The following is a 14,947-nucleotide window of genomic DNA, read 5'->3' on the forward strand; positions in this document are numbered from 1 at the left end:
CGCGTTGCTGCTGGCGGGCGCGCGGCGCTGACTCAGACCGGGATGACCGTCGGCACGATCATCGGCCGCCTGCGGTAGGTGTCGGCGACCCACCGGCCGACGACCCGGCGCACCGCCTGCGCGATGCGGTGGGTGTCGGTGATGCCCTCGGCTTCCGTCCGCGCCAGCTCCATCTCGACGAGCGGCACGACGGCGTGCAGGGCCTTCGGGTCGTCGGAGAACCCGCGGCCGGAGATCGTCGGGCTGCTGACCGCGCGGCCGGTGTTCGAGTCGACCACCACGGTGATCGCGATGAACCCGCCCTCGCCGAGCACCAGCCGGTCGGACAGGGTCGACTCGCCGACGTCGCCGACGGAGAGCCCGTCCACGTACACGTGCCCGACCTCGACGCGGCCGGTGCGCGAGGCCTTGCCGTCGACCAGGTCCACGACCACGCCGTCCTCGGCGATCACCACGTTGTCCGGCGCTACGCCGGTGCGGATGGCGAGCTCCCCGTTGGCGCGCAAGTGTTTCCACTCGCCGTGCACCGGCATCACGTTGCTCGGCCGGACCGCGTTGTACAGGTACAGCAGCTCGCCCGCGGACGCGTGGCCGGACACGTGCACCTTCGCGTTGCCCTGGTGCACCACGTTCGCGCCGAGCCGGGTCAGGCCGTTGACGACGCCGAACACCGCGGTTTCGTTGCCCGGGATCATCGAGCTGGCCAGCACGACGGTGTCGCCCGCGCGGATGGAGATCTGCCGGTGCTCGCCGCGTGCCATCCGCGACAGCGCGGACAGCGGCTCGCCCTGCGAACCCGTCGACACGAACAGCACCTTGCTCTCCGGCAGGGTGCTGGCCTGGTCCAGGTCCACGAGCAGGCCGTCCGGCACCTCCAGCAGGCCCAGCTCGGCCGCGATGCCCATGTTCCGGACCATCGACCGGCCCACGAACGCCACCCGGCGGCCGTGCCGCACCGCGGCGTCCAGCACCTGCTGCACGCGGTGCACGTGGCTGGCGAAGCACGCGACGATGACCCGCTGGTCCACGCGCCGGATGACGTCGTCGAGCACCGGGCCGATGTCGCGCTCGGGCATGACGAACCCGGGCACCTCGGCGTTGGTCGAGTCCACGCAGAACAGGTCCACGCCCTCGTCGCCGAGGCGCGAGAAGCCCGCGAGGTCGGTGAGCCGCCCGTCGAGCGGCAGCTGGTCGAGCTTGATGTCGCCGGTGTGCAGCACGACGCCGGCCGGCGTGCGGATGGCGACCGCGAGCGCGTCCGGGATCGAGTGGTTCACCGCGAAGAACTCGAGGTCGAACGCGCCGACCTGGCGCTTCTCCCCCTCGCGCACCTCGATCAGCTTCGGCCGCTGGCGGTGCTCCTTGGCCTTGGCCGCGAGCAGCGCGTTGGTGAACCGCGAACCGTAGATCGGGACGTCCGGGCGCAGCCGGAGCAGGAACGGGACGGCTCCGATGTGGTCCTCGTGCCCGTGGGTGAGCACGAGGCCGTCGATCTCGTCGAGCCGGTCCTCGATCGCGCGGAAGTCCGGCAGGATCAGGTCGACGCCCGGCTGGTCGTCCTCGGGGAAGAGGACGCCGCAGTCGACGATCAGGAGCCTGCCGTCGTATTCGAAGACGGTCATGTTGCGCCCGACCTCGCCGATGCCGCCGAGCGCGACGACGCGCAGGGCTCCCTCGGGAAGGGCGGGCGGGAGGTGCGTCGGGCCGGGTCCGGCGGGAAGTGAAGTCACCGGGGCATTGTCCCAACGCTGGTGTGCGAGGTGGGGGCGGTGTAGGCCGCCTGCGAATCTGCTTGTGCCACCCGTGCACCATGCCAGTCCGAGGCCGCGCTGTCCTCCAGCGGCACGCCGCCCTGGGCCAGATCGGCCGCGATCTGCTCCAGCTGGTCGTCGAACGGGGGCACGATCGGCAGCCGCGGGTCGCCGATGTCGAACCCGCGCAGGCGCAGCGAAGCCTTGCTGAACGCGACGCCGCCGACGCGCGACATCGCCCGCAGCACCGGCAGCATCCCGCGGTGGTTCGTGCGCGCGGTGGACGTGTCGCCCGCCTCGTAGGCCTCGATCATCGCGCGGATCCGGCCCGCCACGACGTGCCCGATCACGCTGACCACGCCGACCGCGCCGACCGACAGCCACGGCAGGTTCAGCCCGTCGTCGCCGGAGTAGTAGGCGAGGTGGGTGTTCGCGATGACCTCAGACCCGGCGATCAGGTCGCCCTTGGCGTCCTTCACCGCGAGGATCCGCGGGTGCTCGGCCAGCCGCTGCAGCGTGTCGACCTCGATCGGCACGATCGAGCGCGGCGGGATGTCGTAGAGCATCACCGGCAGCTCGGTCGAGTCCGCGACCGTCGTGAAGTGCGCGTACAGCCCGGCCTGGCTCGGCCGCGAGTAGTAGGGCGTGACGACGAGCAGGCCGTGCGCGCCCGCCTCGGCGGCGGCGTGCGCCTGCTCGATGCTGTGCGCGGTGTTGTTGGTGCCCGCCCCCGCGATGACCGTCGCGCGGTCGCCGACCGCCTCGACGACGGCGCGGACCAGGGCGGCCTTCTCGTCGTCGGTGGTGGTCGGGCTCTCGCCGGTGGTGCCGTTGACGACGAGGCCGTCGTTGCCGAGGTCCACGAGGTACTCGGCCAGTTCCTGGGCCCGCTTCACGTCCAGCGCCCCGGCTCGGTCGAAGGGGGTCGCCATCGCGGTGAGCACGCGGCCGAACGGACGTCCGGGCGCGGCGGCAGGTGAGGTGGACATGGCCACGACGGTACCTCCTCAGGCCGCCTAACCCGGCCCCGACCTGGTGTGCCACCGGCAACTTCGGAGAATTTCCGCCGCCGCGGGCATCGCGGAGGAACTTCTCGCGCGGCTACTTGACCTTGGCGGTGATCTGCGCCGGGATCTGGTCGTTGTTCGCCCGCGCGAGGACGCAGTAGATCTTGCGGTTCGGGCCGCTGCTGCTGTCGTTGTCCGGCTGCACCTGCCACGCCTGCGGGGTCGGCACGATCGCCCGGTAGACCAGTCCCGTGCGCTGCTGCTGCGGCACCACCGCGGAATGGAACGCCGCCGCGCAGCGCGCCTCGGCCGCCCGGGTGATGTCTTCCAGCCCCGGATAGGGGGCGACGACCGCGTCGTTGTCGCTCCAGCTCTCCAGCGGCAGCGGGTCGGCGGTGTCGTAGACCTCGAGCGTGTGGTTCTTCTTGCAGTCGACGTTGTTGTCCGAGCTGATCACGACGCCTGGCTGGACCACCGCGTTGTAGCAGATCTCGTACGAGGAGAACTTGGTCTTGAGGTAGCCGTCCGGGCCGTAGGTGACGGTGTCGGCCTGCTGTTCGTCCTTCTTCGGCGACCACACCGGCTTGCCGAGGAAGAACCCGCCGGCCAGCGCGGCGATCACCAGCACCGCGATCGCACCCGCCCACCAGCCGCGCCTGCTCTTGCCTTCCGGCTGCGCGGCCGTCCGGGTCGGCTGGCCGCCCACGCGGGTCTCCTGCGGCAGCACCGCGGTGGCCGGACGCTGCGTCGGACCGGTGGCGTGGGCGAGCTGTGCCCGCGCCTGAGCCGCCGTGAGCCGGGCTTCCGGGTTCGCCACCAGCAGGCCGAGGATGACCGCGCCGAGCGGACCGTGCACGCGGGTCAGGTACGGCACCTCGGTCATGATCGCGTGCAGCGTGGCGGCCGTGGTGGGCCGTTCGAACGCGACGATGCCCTCGACCGCGAAGTACAGCGTCGCGCCGAGCGACCAGAGGTCCGATTCCGGCATCGCCTCGCGGCCCTCGACCCGCTCCGGGGCCATGAAGGCGGGCGAGCCGACGATCATCCCGCTCGTGGTGAGCCGCGGGTCGTCGATGGCGTGCGCGATGCCGAAGTCGGTGAGCTTCACCCGGCCGTCCGGCGCGACCATGATGTTGGCCGGTTTGACGTCGCGGTGCACGATCCCGGCGGCGTGCGCGGCCTGCAGCGCCGACAGCACCCGCTCCCCGATCACCGCCGCCTGCTGCTCGGGCATCGGGCCGTGCGCGCGCACCAGGTCGGCGAGCGTGGGCGCCTCGACCAGTTCCATCACGATCCACGTGGTGCCCTGGTCGGTGACCACGTCGTAGACCGTCACGACGGCCGGGTCGTTGAGCCGGCCGCCCGCGCGCACCTCGCGCAGGATCCGTTCGGAGAACACCGCGGCGCCCTCGGTTTCGGGCAGCCGCAGTTCCTTGATCGCGACCTGCCGCCCGATCACCTGGTCCTGCGCGCGCCACACGATGCCCATGCCGCCGCGGCCCAGTTCGCCGAGGAGCAGGTAGCGACCGGCCACCACGCGGCCGGCGGGGGCCGTGCGGTTCGGGTCGTGCGGGCGGGTCTGTTCGTCGGTCACGGGGTCGGGCTCCTCGGTCGGCTTCGCGCAGATGCTAGTCCGACCGCGGCGCGGCCTTGCCGGTTCCGTCCCGTGAGGACTCGCTCAGCCGGTGAAGGTGAGCGCGATGAGCACGACGTTGAGCAGGATGATCACGCCCGCGACGGCGGCGGCGAACACCGTGGTGGTGCGGCGGTTGACGTCCGCGCCCATGAGCCCGCGGTCCGCGGTCAGCCGGATCAGCGGCACGAGCGCGAACGGGATGCCGAACGACAGCACCACCTGCGACACCACCAGCGCCGCGCTCGGATCGGCTCCGAGCGCCAGCACGACAATCGCCGGGGCGAGCGTGATGAGCCGGCGCGCCACGATCGGAATCCTCTTGCGCAGCAAGCCTTGCATGATCATCGCGCCCGCGTACGCGCCCACGGAGGTCGATGCCAGCCCGGACGCGAGCAGCCCGATCGCGAACAGCAGCGCGACCCCCGGCCCGAGCGCGGCGGCGACCGCTCCGTGCGCGCCTTCGATGGAGTCGACGCCTTGCTGTCCTTGAAGATTCGTCGCCGCCACCAGCAACATGCCGAGGTTCACCGCGCCCGCGAGGAGCATCGCGAACCCGACGTCGTAGCGGGTGGCCCGCAGCAGCCGCCGGCGGCCTTCGGGTTCCGGCGTGCCGTGCCGGTCGCGGACGAGTCCGGAGTGGAGGTACACCGCGTGCGGCATGACCGTCGCGCCGAGCATCGCGGCCGCGATCAGCACGCTGTCGCCGCCGCTGAAGCGAGGGATCAGGCCGTTCGCGATCCCGGCGGCCGACGGGGATTCGACGAACAAGCTCGCCAGAAACCCGACCGCGATCACCACCAGCAGGCCGGTCACGACGCGTTCGAACGGGCGCTGGCCGCCGCGGTCCTGCACCGCGAGCAGCACCAGCGACACGAGTCCGGTGATCAGCCCGCCGACGACGAGCGGGAGTCCGAAAAGGAGGTTGAGCGCGATCGCGCCGCCGACGACCTCGGCCAGGTCGGTGGCGATCGCGACGATCTCGGCCTGCGCCCAGTAGCCGAGCCGAGCGCCGCGGGAGAGCCGGTCGCGCAGCGCCTCCGGCAGCGATTGGCCGGTGACGAGCCCGAGCTTCGCCGACAGGTACTGCACCAGCACGGCCATCAGGTTCGCCGCGACGATCACCCAGACCAGCAGATAGCCGAAGCGCGCGCCGGCGCTGACGTTGGCCGCCACGTTGCCGGGGTCGACGTACGCGACGGAGGCGACGAACGCCGGTCCGAGCAGCGCCCAGCCGGCCCGCAGCCGGGCCACGCCGCGCGGACGTGCCGCTTCCGCCACCGCCATGTGCGCCCACTTCCTGGTATCGGTCGCCCCAACTCAAAGTTTAGGCATGCCGAACTTTGTTGAGCAAGGGTGTGCTGAGCCACGCCTCCCGCCGCTGAAGGTCCGTGAAGGGCTCCTTGTAGGAATCTGATTCCCGCAGAGAGTCCTTCACGGACTTTGGTCAGGCCGGCAGGAGCACTTCGTGGCCGGCCTCGCGGAACGCCGCCACGGCCCGGTCGAGGTCGTCGGAGGGCACCAGGATGTGGTCGGTGTCGAAGGTGGACAGCGAGAACAGCGCGACACCCGCGGCCGCCAGCTCCGACGCGAGCGCGGAAATGATGCCGGTGAGGGTGAATTCCAGCGGCCCGCGCACGGTGAACAGCCGCCAGCCCTCCTCGACCGTGCCGCCCTCGGGTTCGCGGCCGGCGGGGCAGATCAGCGACAGCTCGTCGGGCGTGCGGGTGACCGACACGAGCGCGGGTTCGCCCGGTTCGAGCAGTTCGGCGGGGACGGCGGCGTCGGCGGGCAGCCGCACCACCGAGTACGGACCGGGGCGGAGGTCGATCGTCAGGTGTTTCATCAGGGTGGTGTCAGCCTTCCAGCACCTTCGGGCTCGAGGCGATCTCGGTGCCGTCGGGCAGGGTTGAAATCGTGAAGTCGGCGAACACGTTGGCAGCCGCTTTGTGCAGCTGCCGCAGGCATTCGACGGCCAGGGAACGGATCTCGACGTCCGCGTGCTCGGTGGCGCGCATCGCGACGAAATGCCGCCAGGCTCGGTAGTTGCCGGTGACGACGATGCGGGTTTCGGTCGCGTTCGGCAACACGGCGCGGGCCGCCTGGCGCGCCTGCTTGCGGCGCAGGCTGGCGCTCGGTGCGTCGCCGAACTTCTCCTCCAGCCCGGCGAGCAGTTCGTCGTAAGCGGCCGCGCTGGCCTGCGTGGCCTTGACGAATTTCTCGTGCAGCACCGGGTCTTCGGCGATGACGTCTGGCTCGACGAACTCGGCGTCGCGCTCGGGAACGTAGCGCCGCGACAGCTGGGAGTAGGAGAAATGCCGGTGCCGGATCAGCTCGTGGGTGAGCGAGCGGGAGATCCCGGAGAAGTAGAAGGTGACCGTCCCGTGCTCGAGAACGGCCAGGTGGCCGACGTCGATGATGTGCTCGAGATACCCGGCGTTGGTCGCGGTCGCGGGATTGGACTTCTCCCAGGACTGGTAGCAGGCGCGCCCGGCGAACTCGGCGAGCGCTTCGCCTCCCTCCGCGTCGGTGGACCAGGGCACGTCCTCGGGCGGGAAGAACTCGGTTTTCGCGATCAGCTGCACCTTGGGCGGCACCGGTCTCGCTCCCCTCATGTCGGCTCCGCCAGCCTAACCCGGCGGCACAGGTGACATCACCGTGCCTTGACGTGACGTCACTAGTGACGCCATAGTGGTGTCATGGACTTGACGCCGTATATCGCGAACCTTCGCGAAGACCTCGCGAGCACGGCCTCCGCCGGGGACGAGCAGACCCGGCGGGCGGCCGCACTGCTGTCGTCTGCTCTGGAACCGGCGGTCCGGCTGACGCTGATGAACGCGCTGGCCGACCTGGCGGCCGAGGTGACCGCCGCGCTGCCCGGCCAGGTCGTGGACGTCCGGCTGGACGGCCGGGACGTGCGTGTGGTCGTCACTGGCGGCGAGGACCGTTCTTCTTCCGCGCCTCCCCCGCCACCACCGCCTCCCGCCCCGCCGATCGACGGCGGCGACATCTCGCGGATCACGCTGCGGCTGGTCGAGCAGATCAAGGGCCAGGCCGAACAGGCCGCGGCCGCGCAGGGGGTTTCGCTGAACACCTTCGTGGCGCAGGCCGTGCAGGGGGCGCTCGGCCAGGCGCAGCAGCACCAGCAACGGCATCAGCGCTGGCACGACAGCGGCAGCGGCGGGGGCCGCACCGAGACCAAGCTGCACGGCTGGGTCGAAGGCTAGAAGGGGGCATCACCATGGGCGAGAACCGGGAAGACCAGGGGAAGAACACCGAAGACCGGGTTGGGGAGCCTGGTTTCGGGGGCGCGGGCGAGACGGCCTCGGAAGCCGGGTCCGGCGCTGCTGCCGAGGCCGCGGCGAGCGAGCCCTCCGCGGGCGAAGGGACATCGGGCGAGCCGGGCGGGACCGGGGCCTCGAGCGCTGAGTCCACTTCGGACAGTTCAACGGCCGCTGCGGCTTCGGACGCCTCGGCGGGAACCGGCTCGGATTCCGCGGAACCGGGTCCGTACGTGCGGTTGCAGGACTTCGAGGCGGACGGTCCGGTCGAGCTGGACCTCGGCGTCACGATCGGGCGGGTCGAGGTCGTGCTCGGGCGGGAGTCCGGGGTGACCGTGCGGCTGCAGCACGACGCGGGCGAGCAGCCGTCGTGGGTCAACGGCGTCAGCAGCCTGCTGTCGTGGGTCGGCGAGAAGTTCGGGGACCAGTTCGGCGGCATGCCGGAGTTTTCGGTCGCCGACGCGGTGCGGCAGGCGCGAATCGAGAAGACCGGCAACCGGGTCGTCGTGCGGGCGGCGAAGGCGTGGCAGCTGCGGAACGTTCCGGTGGCGGTCACGGTCCACGCGCCGGCCGGGTCGCACCTCGAAGTGCGTGCGGGCTCGGCGGATGTCACAGTGACCGGCACCGCGGGCCGTGCGGACATCCTCACCGGGTCCGGCGAGGTGACGCTGGAACGCGCGGACGGCGCGGCCACCATCCGCACCGGAACCGGAGCCGTGAAGCTCGGCCCGACCCTGGCCGGACTGCAGCTGCGGAGCGGAAGCGGTTCGGTCGAGGCGGCGTCGATCTCCGGGCCGGCGACGCTCGGCACCGGAACCGGAAACGTGTGGCTGGGCGCGGTCGAAGGCGACGTCATGGCCCGCACCGGCAGCGGGGACCTGTCGGTGGCCGACGCGGCGTCCGGGTCGCTCGAATTGATCACCGGCTCGGGCGAGGTGCGGGTCGGCATCCGGAGCGGCGTGCGGGCGGAAGTGGAACTGGCGTCGGCGGCCGGGCGGGTCTCGAGCGAGCTGGACGTGTCGGACACGCCGCCGGAGGGCGCGGTCGCGCTGAAAGTCCGCGCCCGCACCGGAACCGGCAACGCGGTGGTGACCCGCGCGGCGGGCTGACCATCCCGTCCGCTCAGGCCGACACACCCGTCACTCCACGACCCTGGGTGCGCCGAGCGGACGGCTGCAAGGGGGAGGCGGCGGGCCGCACCGGAGCATTCCGGGTGGCCCGCCGCTTCTGCTGTCCGGGAAACTCTTGTGCGCCAAGGAAAGCCGACGGGGCGCGTTTCCCCATGCGCCAAGCTACAGCCGTCGCGGCTCGGATTCCTCGCGTGCCAAGCCCAGCCGCCACAACGACTTTTCTGCCGCGCCAACGACCCTGGCCGCCACAACGACTTCCGCGCGCCCATACCTCCGCCCCTGCGGCGGAAACCCCTCAGGAGTCGTGAGTGTCTATGCCGGTTAGAACCGGCATAGACACTCACAAGCCCGCAGGTTGCGCCGCCGACACCGCCATCTAGCTCCCGAGCGCGCGGGGCACCATGAGCGACAACGCCGGTTCTCACCGGCACCACCACTCAAAGCCCCCAGGTCACCGCGCCCCCGACACCCCGGGCACCGAGCGCGGGATGCCGTGAGCAGCAATGCCAGTTCTCACCGCACCAACGCTCACCAACCCCCGCTCACTTCACCGCGCGCCGCAACGCGCGGGCCAGATCGCCCCGCTCCCCCACCGCGACGCCGTCCAGTCCCTGCCATTCCGCCATCGTCCGCAGTTCCCCCGCCAGCTCCGCCGCCACCCTCGTCTGGTCGGCTCCGGGCTCGGCGAACGCCCCCTGCACCCGCAGCACCCCGGCCGCGCGGTCGGACTTCAGGTCGACTCGCGCCGACAGCTCCCCGTCCAGCAGGAACGGAAACACGTAATACCCGTGCACCCGCTTGGGTTCCGGAACGTAAATCTCGATGCGGTACCGGAAGCCGAACAACCGCTCGGTCCGCGCGCGTTCCCAGATCAGCGGGTCGAACGGGCACAGCAACGCCCGTCCGGGCACTGCCCGCGGCGTGCGCGCTTCGACGTGCCGGTACGCGACCGCGCGCCAGTCGGCGACCTGGACCGGCTCCAGGACGCCTTCCTCGACCAGCTCCTGCACGGCTTGCCGGGTGACGTCCGGGCCCAGGCGGTAGTAGTCGCGCAGGTCGGTTTCCGTTGCCACGCCCAGTGCCCGCGCCGAGCGGTCGATCAGGCCGCGGGCACCTTCGTCCGCGGAAACCTTGCGGGACAAGATCTCCGGCGGCACCACTCGCTCAGTCAGGTCGTACAGCCGCTCGAAAGACCGCCGGGTGCCAGTGCTCAGCTGGCCGACGCCGAACAGGTACTCGCACGCCTTCTTCACCACCGAGCGTTCCCACCACGCGCCCGGCCCGCGCCGGACCGCCTCGGTTTCCAGCTCCTTTTCGATCGCCCCGGCCCCGATCGGACCGTGTTCCTTCACGACCGCCAGCACGTCGTCGAGCAGGCCGGGCATCGTGTCGACCACCCGGGTGTAGTTCCGCCACCAGCCGTCCCGTTTCGCGCCGGACCGCAGCAGCGGCCAGTCCTCGATCGGCAGCAGGCTCGCCTCGTGCGCCCACGACTCGACCAGCAGCCGCGGCCGGCGCGCGCGGTGGCTCCACGCGGCGTCGTCGACCAGCGCCGGGTCGTACGGGCCCAGGCGCGAGAACAGCGGCATGTAGTGCGCGCGCACGGCGACGTTCACCGAGTCCAGCTGCAGCAACTGGACCCGCGACAGCACCTTGGCGAGGTGCCGCCGGGTCGGGGCCGAGGCGGGCCGGGGGTCGGCGAAGCCCTGCGCGGCCAGAGCGGTGCGGCGGGCGACGGAAAGGCTGATCGTCTGCATGATTCCGCCATGGTGCCAGCCACCCCCGACAGTTTCGGTACATTGCCCGCGTGAGTGCCGCCGAAGTCCGTCCCGCGAACCCGTCCGACGCCGCGGAGATCGCCCGCATCCAGCGGCTGACCTGGCGGGCCGCCTACGCCGGGCTCCTGGGCGAGCAAGCCATCGACGAGCTCGACAAGGCCGATCTCGAGGGCACTTGGGCGGAGACGATCGAGTACCCCGGTTCCCGCGTCTACCTGGCCACCGAGGGCTCGTTCACGGTCGGCTACTGCGTCGCGGGCCCGGCCCCGGAGGACGAGGCCGCCGCGGCAGACGGATCAGCGCCCGAGGACGCTCCGGGGTTGATCGCGTCGCTGGTGGTCGAGCCGCGCTGGGGCCGCCGCGGGCACGCCGGACGGCTGCTCGCGACCGCCGCCGCCGACCTGCGCGCGAACGGGCTCAGCCGCGGCATCACCTGGGTCGCCCAGTCCGATCACGCGACGCTGGGCTTCTACCGCCGCGCCGGCTGGTCCCCCGACGGCACCGTCCGCACCCTCGACACCGGCCGCGGCACCCTGCGCGAAGTCCGGCTTACCGGCACGCTGGACCTGGAACTCACACAGTGACCGGCTCTTCGCGCTTCGCGAAGACCACCCAGCGCATCACCGAGTACATGAACACGCCCTCGCACGCCCCCGCGATCAGCCGCGACAGGTGGTATTCGACGCCCAACGCGGCCAATCCCGCGCCCAGCCCGAGCAGGAACGCCACGTAGTTCACCGCGATCGCCACCGCGTACAGCACCGCCTGGCGGCCCACCGGCGCGTGCGAACGGAAGTTCAGCGCGCGGTTCAACACGAAACTCAACCCGAACGCGACCACGTACGCGACGCTGATCGACAGCCACACCGGCCACTTCAGCCCGCCGTGGAACAACGTCAGCAGCACCAGGTCGACGCCGAACGTGAAGCCGTTGATCACCGCGAAACCGAGGAAACTCGGCGCGACGATCCGCGACAGTCCGAACGGCAGAACGCGCACGACAGCGGCGCACAGTCCGGCGAAACGGTCGGCGAGGGGCACCTCAGGCACCTGTCCGAGAGTGGCAGCAGAAGGTGACCGAGAGCGGTCGGCCAGGTGATCTTCTGGGGTTGGCGCCCAGGAAAAGAGTGGGGCTAACCCCCGTGATCTTTTCGTGATGGCTGATAGCTTGGGGTGAGCAGGGACACGGAGGGGGTGACGCGATGGGATGGGTGCTCCTGACCCTCGGCGTCGCCTTCGGCTCGGCGATCGTGCCGCTGGTCAACGCGGAGCTCTTCGTCATCGGCCTCTGCGCGAGCCAGCACAGCGTGCACTGGCTGTGGCTGGGCGGCGCGGTCGCGGTCGGCCAGATCGCCGGGAAACTGCTGTACTACCTGGCCGCGCGCGGCTCGATCCGGCTCCCGAAGGTCCTGCACGACCGGCTGCACCGCGAACGCCCGCTCACGCCGCGGCGGGTCCGCTGGCAGCTGCGCACCAAGGTGATCCGGAGCAAGATCGAGGCTCTGCGCGAACGCTGCCAGCGCCATCCGCACTGGATGACCGGCACATACGGGATCAGCTCGCTCGTCGGGCTGCCCCCGTTCATGGCGACGAGCGTCCTCGCCGGGATGGTCCGGATGCGGCTGTCGACGTTCGTCGCCGCGGGCCTGGCCGGACGGTGGGTGCGGTTCAGCTTGCTGGCGGCTTCGCCCGCGCTGTTCGCCGGTTGGCTGCACTAGCCCGCTGCGGGAGCCGGGAGAGCCGCGAGAGCCAGCGTTTACTTGCGCTCCGCGGCTTCCAGCTCGATCGCCTTGCGCATCGTCGCCCGCGCCCGCCGCCGGTCTCCCGCGATGTCGTACGCGTACGCCAGCCGGTACCAGGCTCGCCAATCTTCTTGGCTCGCCTCGACTTCCGCGCGGCGCTCGTCGAACCACGCGTCCGCGGCGTCGCGGTCCACGCGGCCGGATGGGCGGCGCGGGAGGTCCGACACGTCCGGCAGGCCGCCCTCGGCGTCGAGCCGCCGAGACAGCCGCTGGATCTGCATGCCGGACCGCCACGTCATCACGACGATCCACACGCCCAGCAGCGGCAGCAGGAACACCCCGATGCCCAGCGCGATCCCGGCCGGCGTCCCGGTGCCGAGCAGCGCCACGGCCCGGTCCGCCAGCAGGACGAGGTACACGACCAGCGCCGCCGTCATCAGCAGCGCGAAATTACGGGCTTTCACAGGTCGAGCACGTTCTCCAGGCCGACCGTCAGGCCGGGACGCGACACCACCGAACGCACGCCGAGCAGCACGCCCGGCATGAACGACGTCCGGTCCAGCGAATCGTGCCGGATGGTCAGGGTTTCGCCCTCGCCGCCGAACAGGATTTCCTCGTGCGCCACCAGGCCCGGCAGGCGGACCGAGTGCACGTGGACGTCCTCGACCGAAGCGCCGCGGGCACCGTCCATTTCGGACGTCGTGGCGTCCGGACCGGGAGCGAGGCCGGCCTCGGCGCGGGCGGCGGCGATCATCCGCGCGGTGTGCGCGGCGGTGCCGGACGGGGCGTCGGCCTTGCGGTTGTGGTGCAGTTCGATGATCTCGGCCGAGGCGTAGAACTTCGCCGCCTGCGCCGCGAACCGCATCGCCAGCACCGCGCCCAGCGCGAAGTTCGGCGCGATCAGCACGCCCACCGACGGCTTGTCCGCCAGCAGCCCGCGCAGTTCGGCCAGCCGTTCCTCGCTGAACCCGGTGGTGCCGACGACCGCGTGCAGGTCGTGCGCGATCAGCCAGCGCAGGTTGTCCATCACCGCGTCCGGATGCGTGAAGTCCACGACCACCTGGGCTTTTTCCAGGGCGGCGAAATCGTCGCCCGCGTCCAAGGCGGCCACCAGTTCCTGGTCCGCGGCGCCTTCCACGGCTTTCACCACGGTGGCGCCCATGCGGCCGCGCGCGCCCAGCACGCCGACGCGGATCGGGGACTCGGTCATGACGCGATCACCTCGTGCAGATCGTCCGGCAGGTCGTCGGCGTGAGCGTACGGCCCCACCACCGCCGCGGACGACACCCCGCCGGGGCGGCGCAGCAGAGTGCGAGCGAGCGCACACACGTCTTCGGTCGTGACCGCGTCGATCCGCGCGATCGTGTCGTCGACGCCCAGGTACCGGGCGTAGTTCAGCTCGTTCTTGCCGATCCGGGACATCCGCGACGACGTGTCCTCCAGGCCCAGCACCAGCCCGCCGCGCAGCTGCCCCTTGGCGCGCGCGACCTCGGCGTCGGACAGCCCGTCCGCGGCGACCGAGTCGAGCACCTCGCGGATCACGCCCGCGACCTGGCCCAGCCGCTCCGGCTGGCAGCCCGCGTACACCGACATGTGCCCGAGATCGGCGTAGCTCGCCACCGACGAATACACCTGGTACGCCAGGCCCCGCCGCTCGCGGATCTCCTGGAACAGCCGCGAACTCATGCCGCCGCCGAGCGCCGCGTTGAGCACCGAAAGCGTGAACCGGCGCTCGTCGTGGCGCGGCAGCGCGCGGAAACCGAGCATCATGTGCGCCTGCTCGGTGTCGTCCGGGTGCAGCGCCAGCTTCGGCACCGTCTTCAGCCGCGCACGGCCGGACCGCGGCGCGACCGGCGTCGCAGTGCCGCCGAGACGGTCCCGCAGCGCTCGCTTCACCAGCCGCAGCACCTGCGCGTGCTCGACGTTCCCGGCGACCGCGAGCACCATCCGCGGCAGGGTGTAGCGACGGCGGTAGAAACCCCGTAGCGCTACCGGAGACATCTCGGTGATGGACTTTTCCGTGCCCAGCACCGGACGTCCCAGCGGATGGTCGCCGAGGATCGCGCTGACGAACTCCTCGTGCAGCAGGTCTTCCGGGTCGTCGTCGCGCATCGCGATCTCTTCGAGGACGACGCTGCGCTCCATGTCCATGTCGCGGTCCGCGCACTGCGCTTCGAAGACCACGTCGGTGACGAGGTCGAGCGCCAGCGGCAGGTCCGCGTCCAGGACCTGGGCGTAGTAGCAGGTGTGCTCTTTCGCGGTGAAGGCGTTGAATTCGCCGCCCACCGCGTCGATTTCTTCGGCGATCTGGGTGGCGTCGCGGTTGGCGGTTCCCTTGAACAGCAGGTGTTCCAGGTAATGCGCGGCCCCCGCGACCGCGGCCGGCTCGTCGCGCGAACCGACGCCGACCCACAGGCCGACCGTCGCCGAACGGGACGCGGGGACGTGCTCGGTGATCAGCCGCAGGCCGCCGGGCAGGACGCTTCGCTTGACGACCGCACCGTCCGAAGTGGACTCGAGCGTACGGGTGGTGCCGACGGGCTGCTCGTGCCCGGAAACCTGCGGTGCCAATGAAACCTCTGTGTTGGATTGCGCCGGCTCCGCCGTCGCGGGCGGGATCGCCTT

At 71.3% G+C, this 14,947-nt stretch carries 15 protein-coding genes; 4 read left to right on the forward strand and 11 right to left on the reverse strand.

What is annotated here, in order from left to right; translation table 11 throughout:
• Positions 1–32: 32 nt before the first annotated feature.
• The 6 genes from ATK30_RS43815 to thyX form a co-directional block, all read right to left on the reverse strand.
• Positions 33–1,622 carry a ribonuclease J gene (locus tag ATK30_RS43815; protein WP_244194985.1) on the reverse strand — a complete coding sequence of 530 codons (1,590 nt, stop codon included), beginning with the start codon at positions 1,620–1,622 and terminating at the stop codon, positions 33–35.
• A 104-nt stretch (positions 1,623–1,726) separates the two neighbouring features.
• Complete coding sequence (gene dapA / locus ATK30_RS43820) at positions 1,727–2,740, reverse strand: 4-hydroxy-tetrahydrodipicolinate synthase (protein WP_101440530.1); 1,014 nt, start codon at positions 2,738–2,740, stop codon at positions 1,727–1,729.
• A gap of 112 nt (positions 2,741–2,852) precedes the next feature.
• Positions 2,853–4,352 (reverse strand): serine/threonine-protein kinase, encoded by a 1,500-nt coding sequence (locus ATK30_RS43825; protein WP_101440531.1) that lies wholly within the window; start codon positions 4,350–4,352, stop codon positions 2,853–2,855.
• Between the two features lie 84 nt (positions 4,353–4,436).
• Positions 4,437–5,678: an Nramp family divalent metal transporter gene (locus ATK30_RS43830; RefSeq protein ID WP_167442108.1), complete on the reverse strand. Its 1,242-nt coding sequence runs from the start codon at positions 5,676–5,678 to the stop codon at positions 4,437–4,439.
• Positions 5,679–5,838: 160 nt separating this feature from the next.
• Positions 5,839–6,237 carry an ACT domain-containing protein gene (locus ATK30_RS43835; RefSeq protein WP_101440532.1) on the reverse strand — a complete coding sequence of 133 codons (399 nt, stop codon included), beginning with the start codon at positions 6,235–6,237 and terminating at the stop codon, positions 5,839–5,841.
• A 10-nt stretch (positions 6,238–6,247) separates the two neighbouring features.
• The gene (gene thyX, locus ATK30_RS43840) at positions 6,248–7,006 is read right to left on the reverse strand and encodes an FAD-dependent thymidylate synthase (protein ID WP_101440533.1); all 759 of its coding nucleotides are present in this window, start codon (positions 7,004–7,006) and stop codon (positions 6,248–6,250) included.
• An 84-nt stretch (positions 7,007–7,090) separates the two neighbouring features.
• Here thyX and ATK30_RS43845 point away from each other — a divergent pair, with 84 nt between their 5' ends.
• Positions 7,091–7,618: a toxin-antitoxin system HicB family antitoxin gene (locus tag ATK30_RS43845; RefSeq protein ID WP_101440534.1), complete on the forward strand. Its 528-nt coding sequence runs from the start codon at positions 7,091–7,093 to the stop codon at positions 7,616–7,618.
• Between the two features lie 287 nt (positions 7,619–7,905).
• The gene (locus ATK30_RS43850; protein WP_101441393.1) at positions 7,906–8,781 is read left to right on the forward strand and encodes a DUF4097 family beta strand repeat-containing protein; all 876 of its coding nucleotides are present in this window, start codon (positions 7,906–7,908) and stop codon (positions 8,779–8,781) included.
• A 563-nt stretch (positions 8,782–9,344) separates the two neighbouring features.
• Here ATK30_RS43850 and ATK30_RS43855 read toward each other — a convergent pair.
• A complete protein-coding gene (locus tag ATK30_RS43855) occupies positions 9,345–10,559 on the reverse strand; it encodes a winged helix-turn-helix domain-containing protein (protein WP_101440535.1) in 1,215 nt (404 codons plus the stop codon).
• A gap of 50 nt (positions 10,560–10,609) precedes the next feature.
• On the opposite strand from ATK30_RS43855, the gene ATK30_RS43860 reads away from it, so the two are divergent.
• Positions 10,610–11,164 (forward strand): GNAT family N-acetyltransferase, encoded by a 555-nt coding sequence (locus tag ATK30_RS43860; protein WP_101440536.1) that lies wholly within the window; start codon positions 10,610–10,612, stop codon positions 11,162–11,164.
• Here the strand turns inward: ATK30_RS43860 and ATK30_RS43865 are convergent.
• A complete protein-coding gene (locus ATK30_RS43865; RefSeq protein ID WP_167442109.1) occupies positions 11,154–11,630 on the reverse strand; it encodes a GtrA family protein in 477 nt (158 codons plus the stop codon). The two genes, ATK30_RS43860 and ATK30_RS43865, sit on opposite strands and share 11 nt — an antisense overlap.
• A gap of 152 nt (positions 11,631–11,782) precedes the next feature.
• Here ATK30_RS43865 and ATK30_RS43870 point away from each other — a divergent pair, with 152 nt between their 5' ends.
• Positions 11,783–12,298: a YqaA family protein gene (locus tag ATK30_RS43870; protein ID WP_101440538.1), complete on the forward strand. Its 516-nt coding sequence runs from the start codon at positions 11,783–11,785 to the stop codon at positions 12,296–12,298.
• 38 nt (positions 12,299–12,336) lie between these two features.
• On the opposite strand, the gene ATK30_RS43875 is transcribed toward ATK30_RS43870, so the two are convergent.
• The 3 genes from ATK30_RS43875 to ATK30_RS43885 are packed head-to-tail and all read right to left on the reverse strand — an operon-like array spanning position 12,337 to position 14,893.
• Positions 12,337–12,786 (reverse strand): tetratricopeptide repeat protein, encoded by a 450-nt coding sequence (locus ATK30_RS43875; RefSeq protein ID WP_167442110.1) that lies wholly within the window; start codon positions 12,784–12,786, stop codon positions 12,337–12,339.
• Positions 12,783–13,532, reverse strand: a complete 750-nt coding sequence (dapB, locus tag ATK30_RS43880; RefSeq protein ID WP_101440539.1) for a 4-hydroxy-tetrahydrodipicolinate reductase — start codon at positions 13,530–13,532, stop codon at positions 12,783–12,785. The genes ATK30_RS43875 and dapB overlap by 4 nt, the downstream gene beginning before the upstream one ends.
• A complete protein-coding gene (locus ATK30_RS43885; RefSeq protein WP_101441395.1) occupies positions 13,529–14,893 on the reverse strand; it encodes a M16 family metallopeptidase in 1,365 nt (454 codons plus the stop codon). Before ATK30_RS43885 ends, dapB begins: the two co-directional genes overlap by 4 nt.
• Between the last annotated feature and the right edge of the window lie 54 nt (positions 14,894–14,947).

Origin of the sequence: Amycolatopsis echigonensis (assembly GCF_002846615.1) — a bacterium.
Classification (GTDB): Bacteria; Actinomycetota; Actinomycetes; order Mycobacteriales; family Pseudonocardiaceae; genus Amycolatopsis; species Amycolatopsis echigonensis.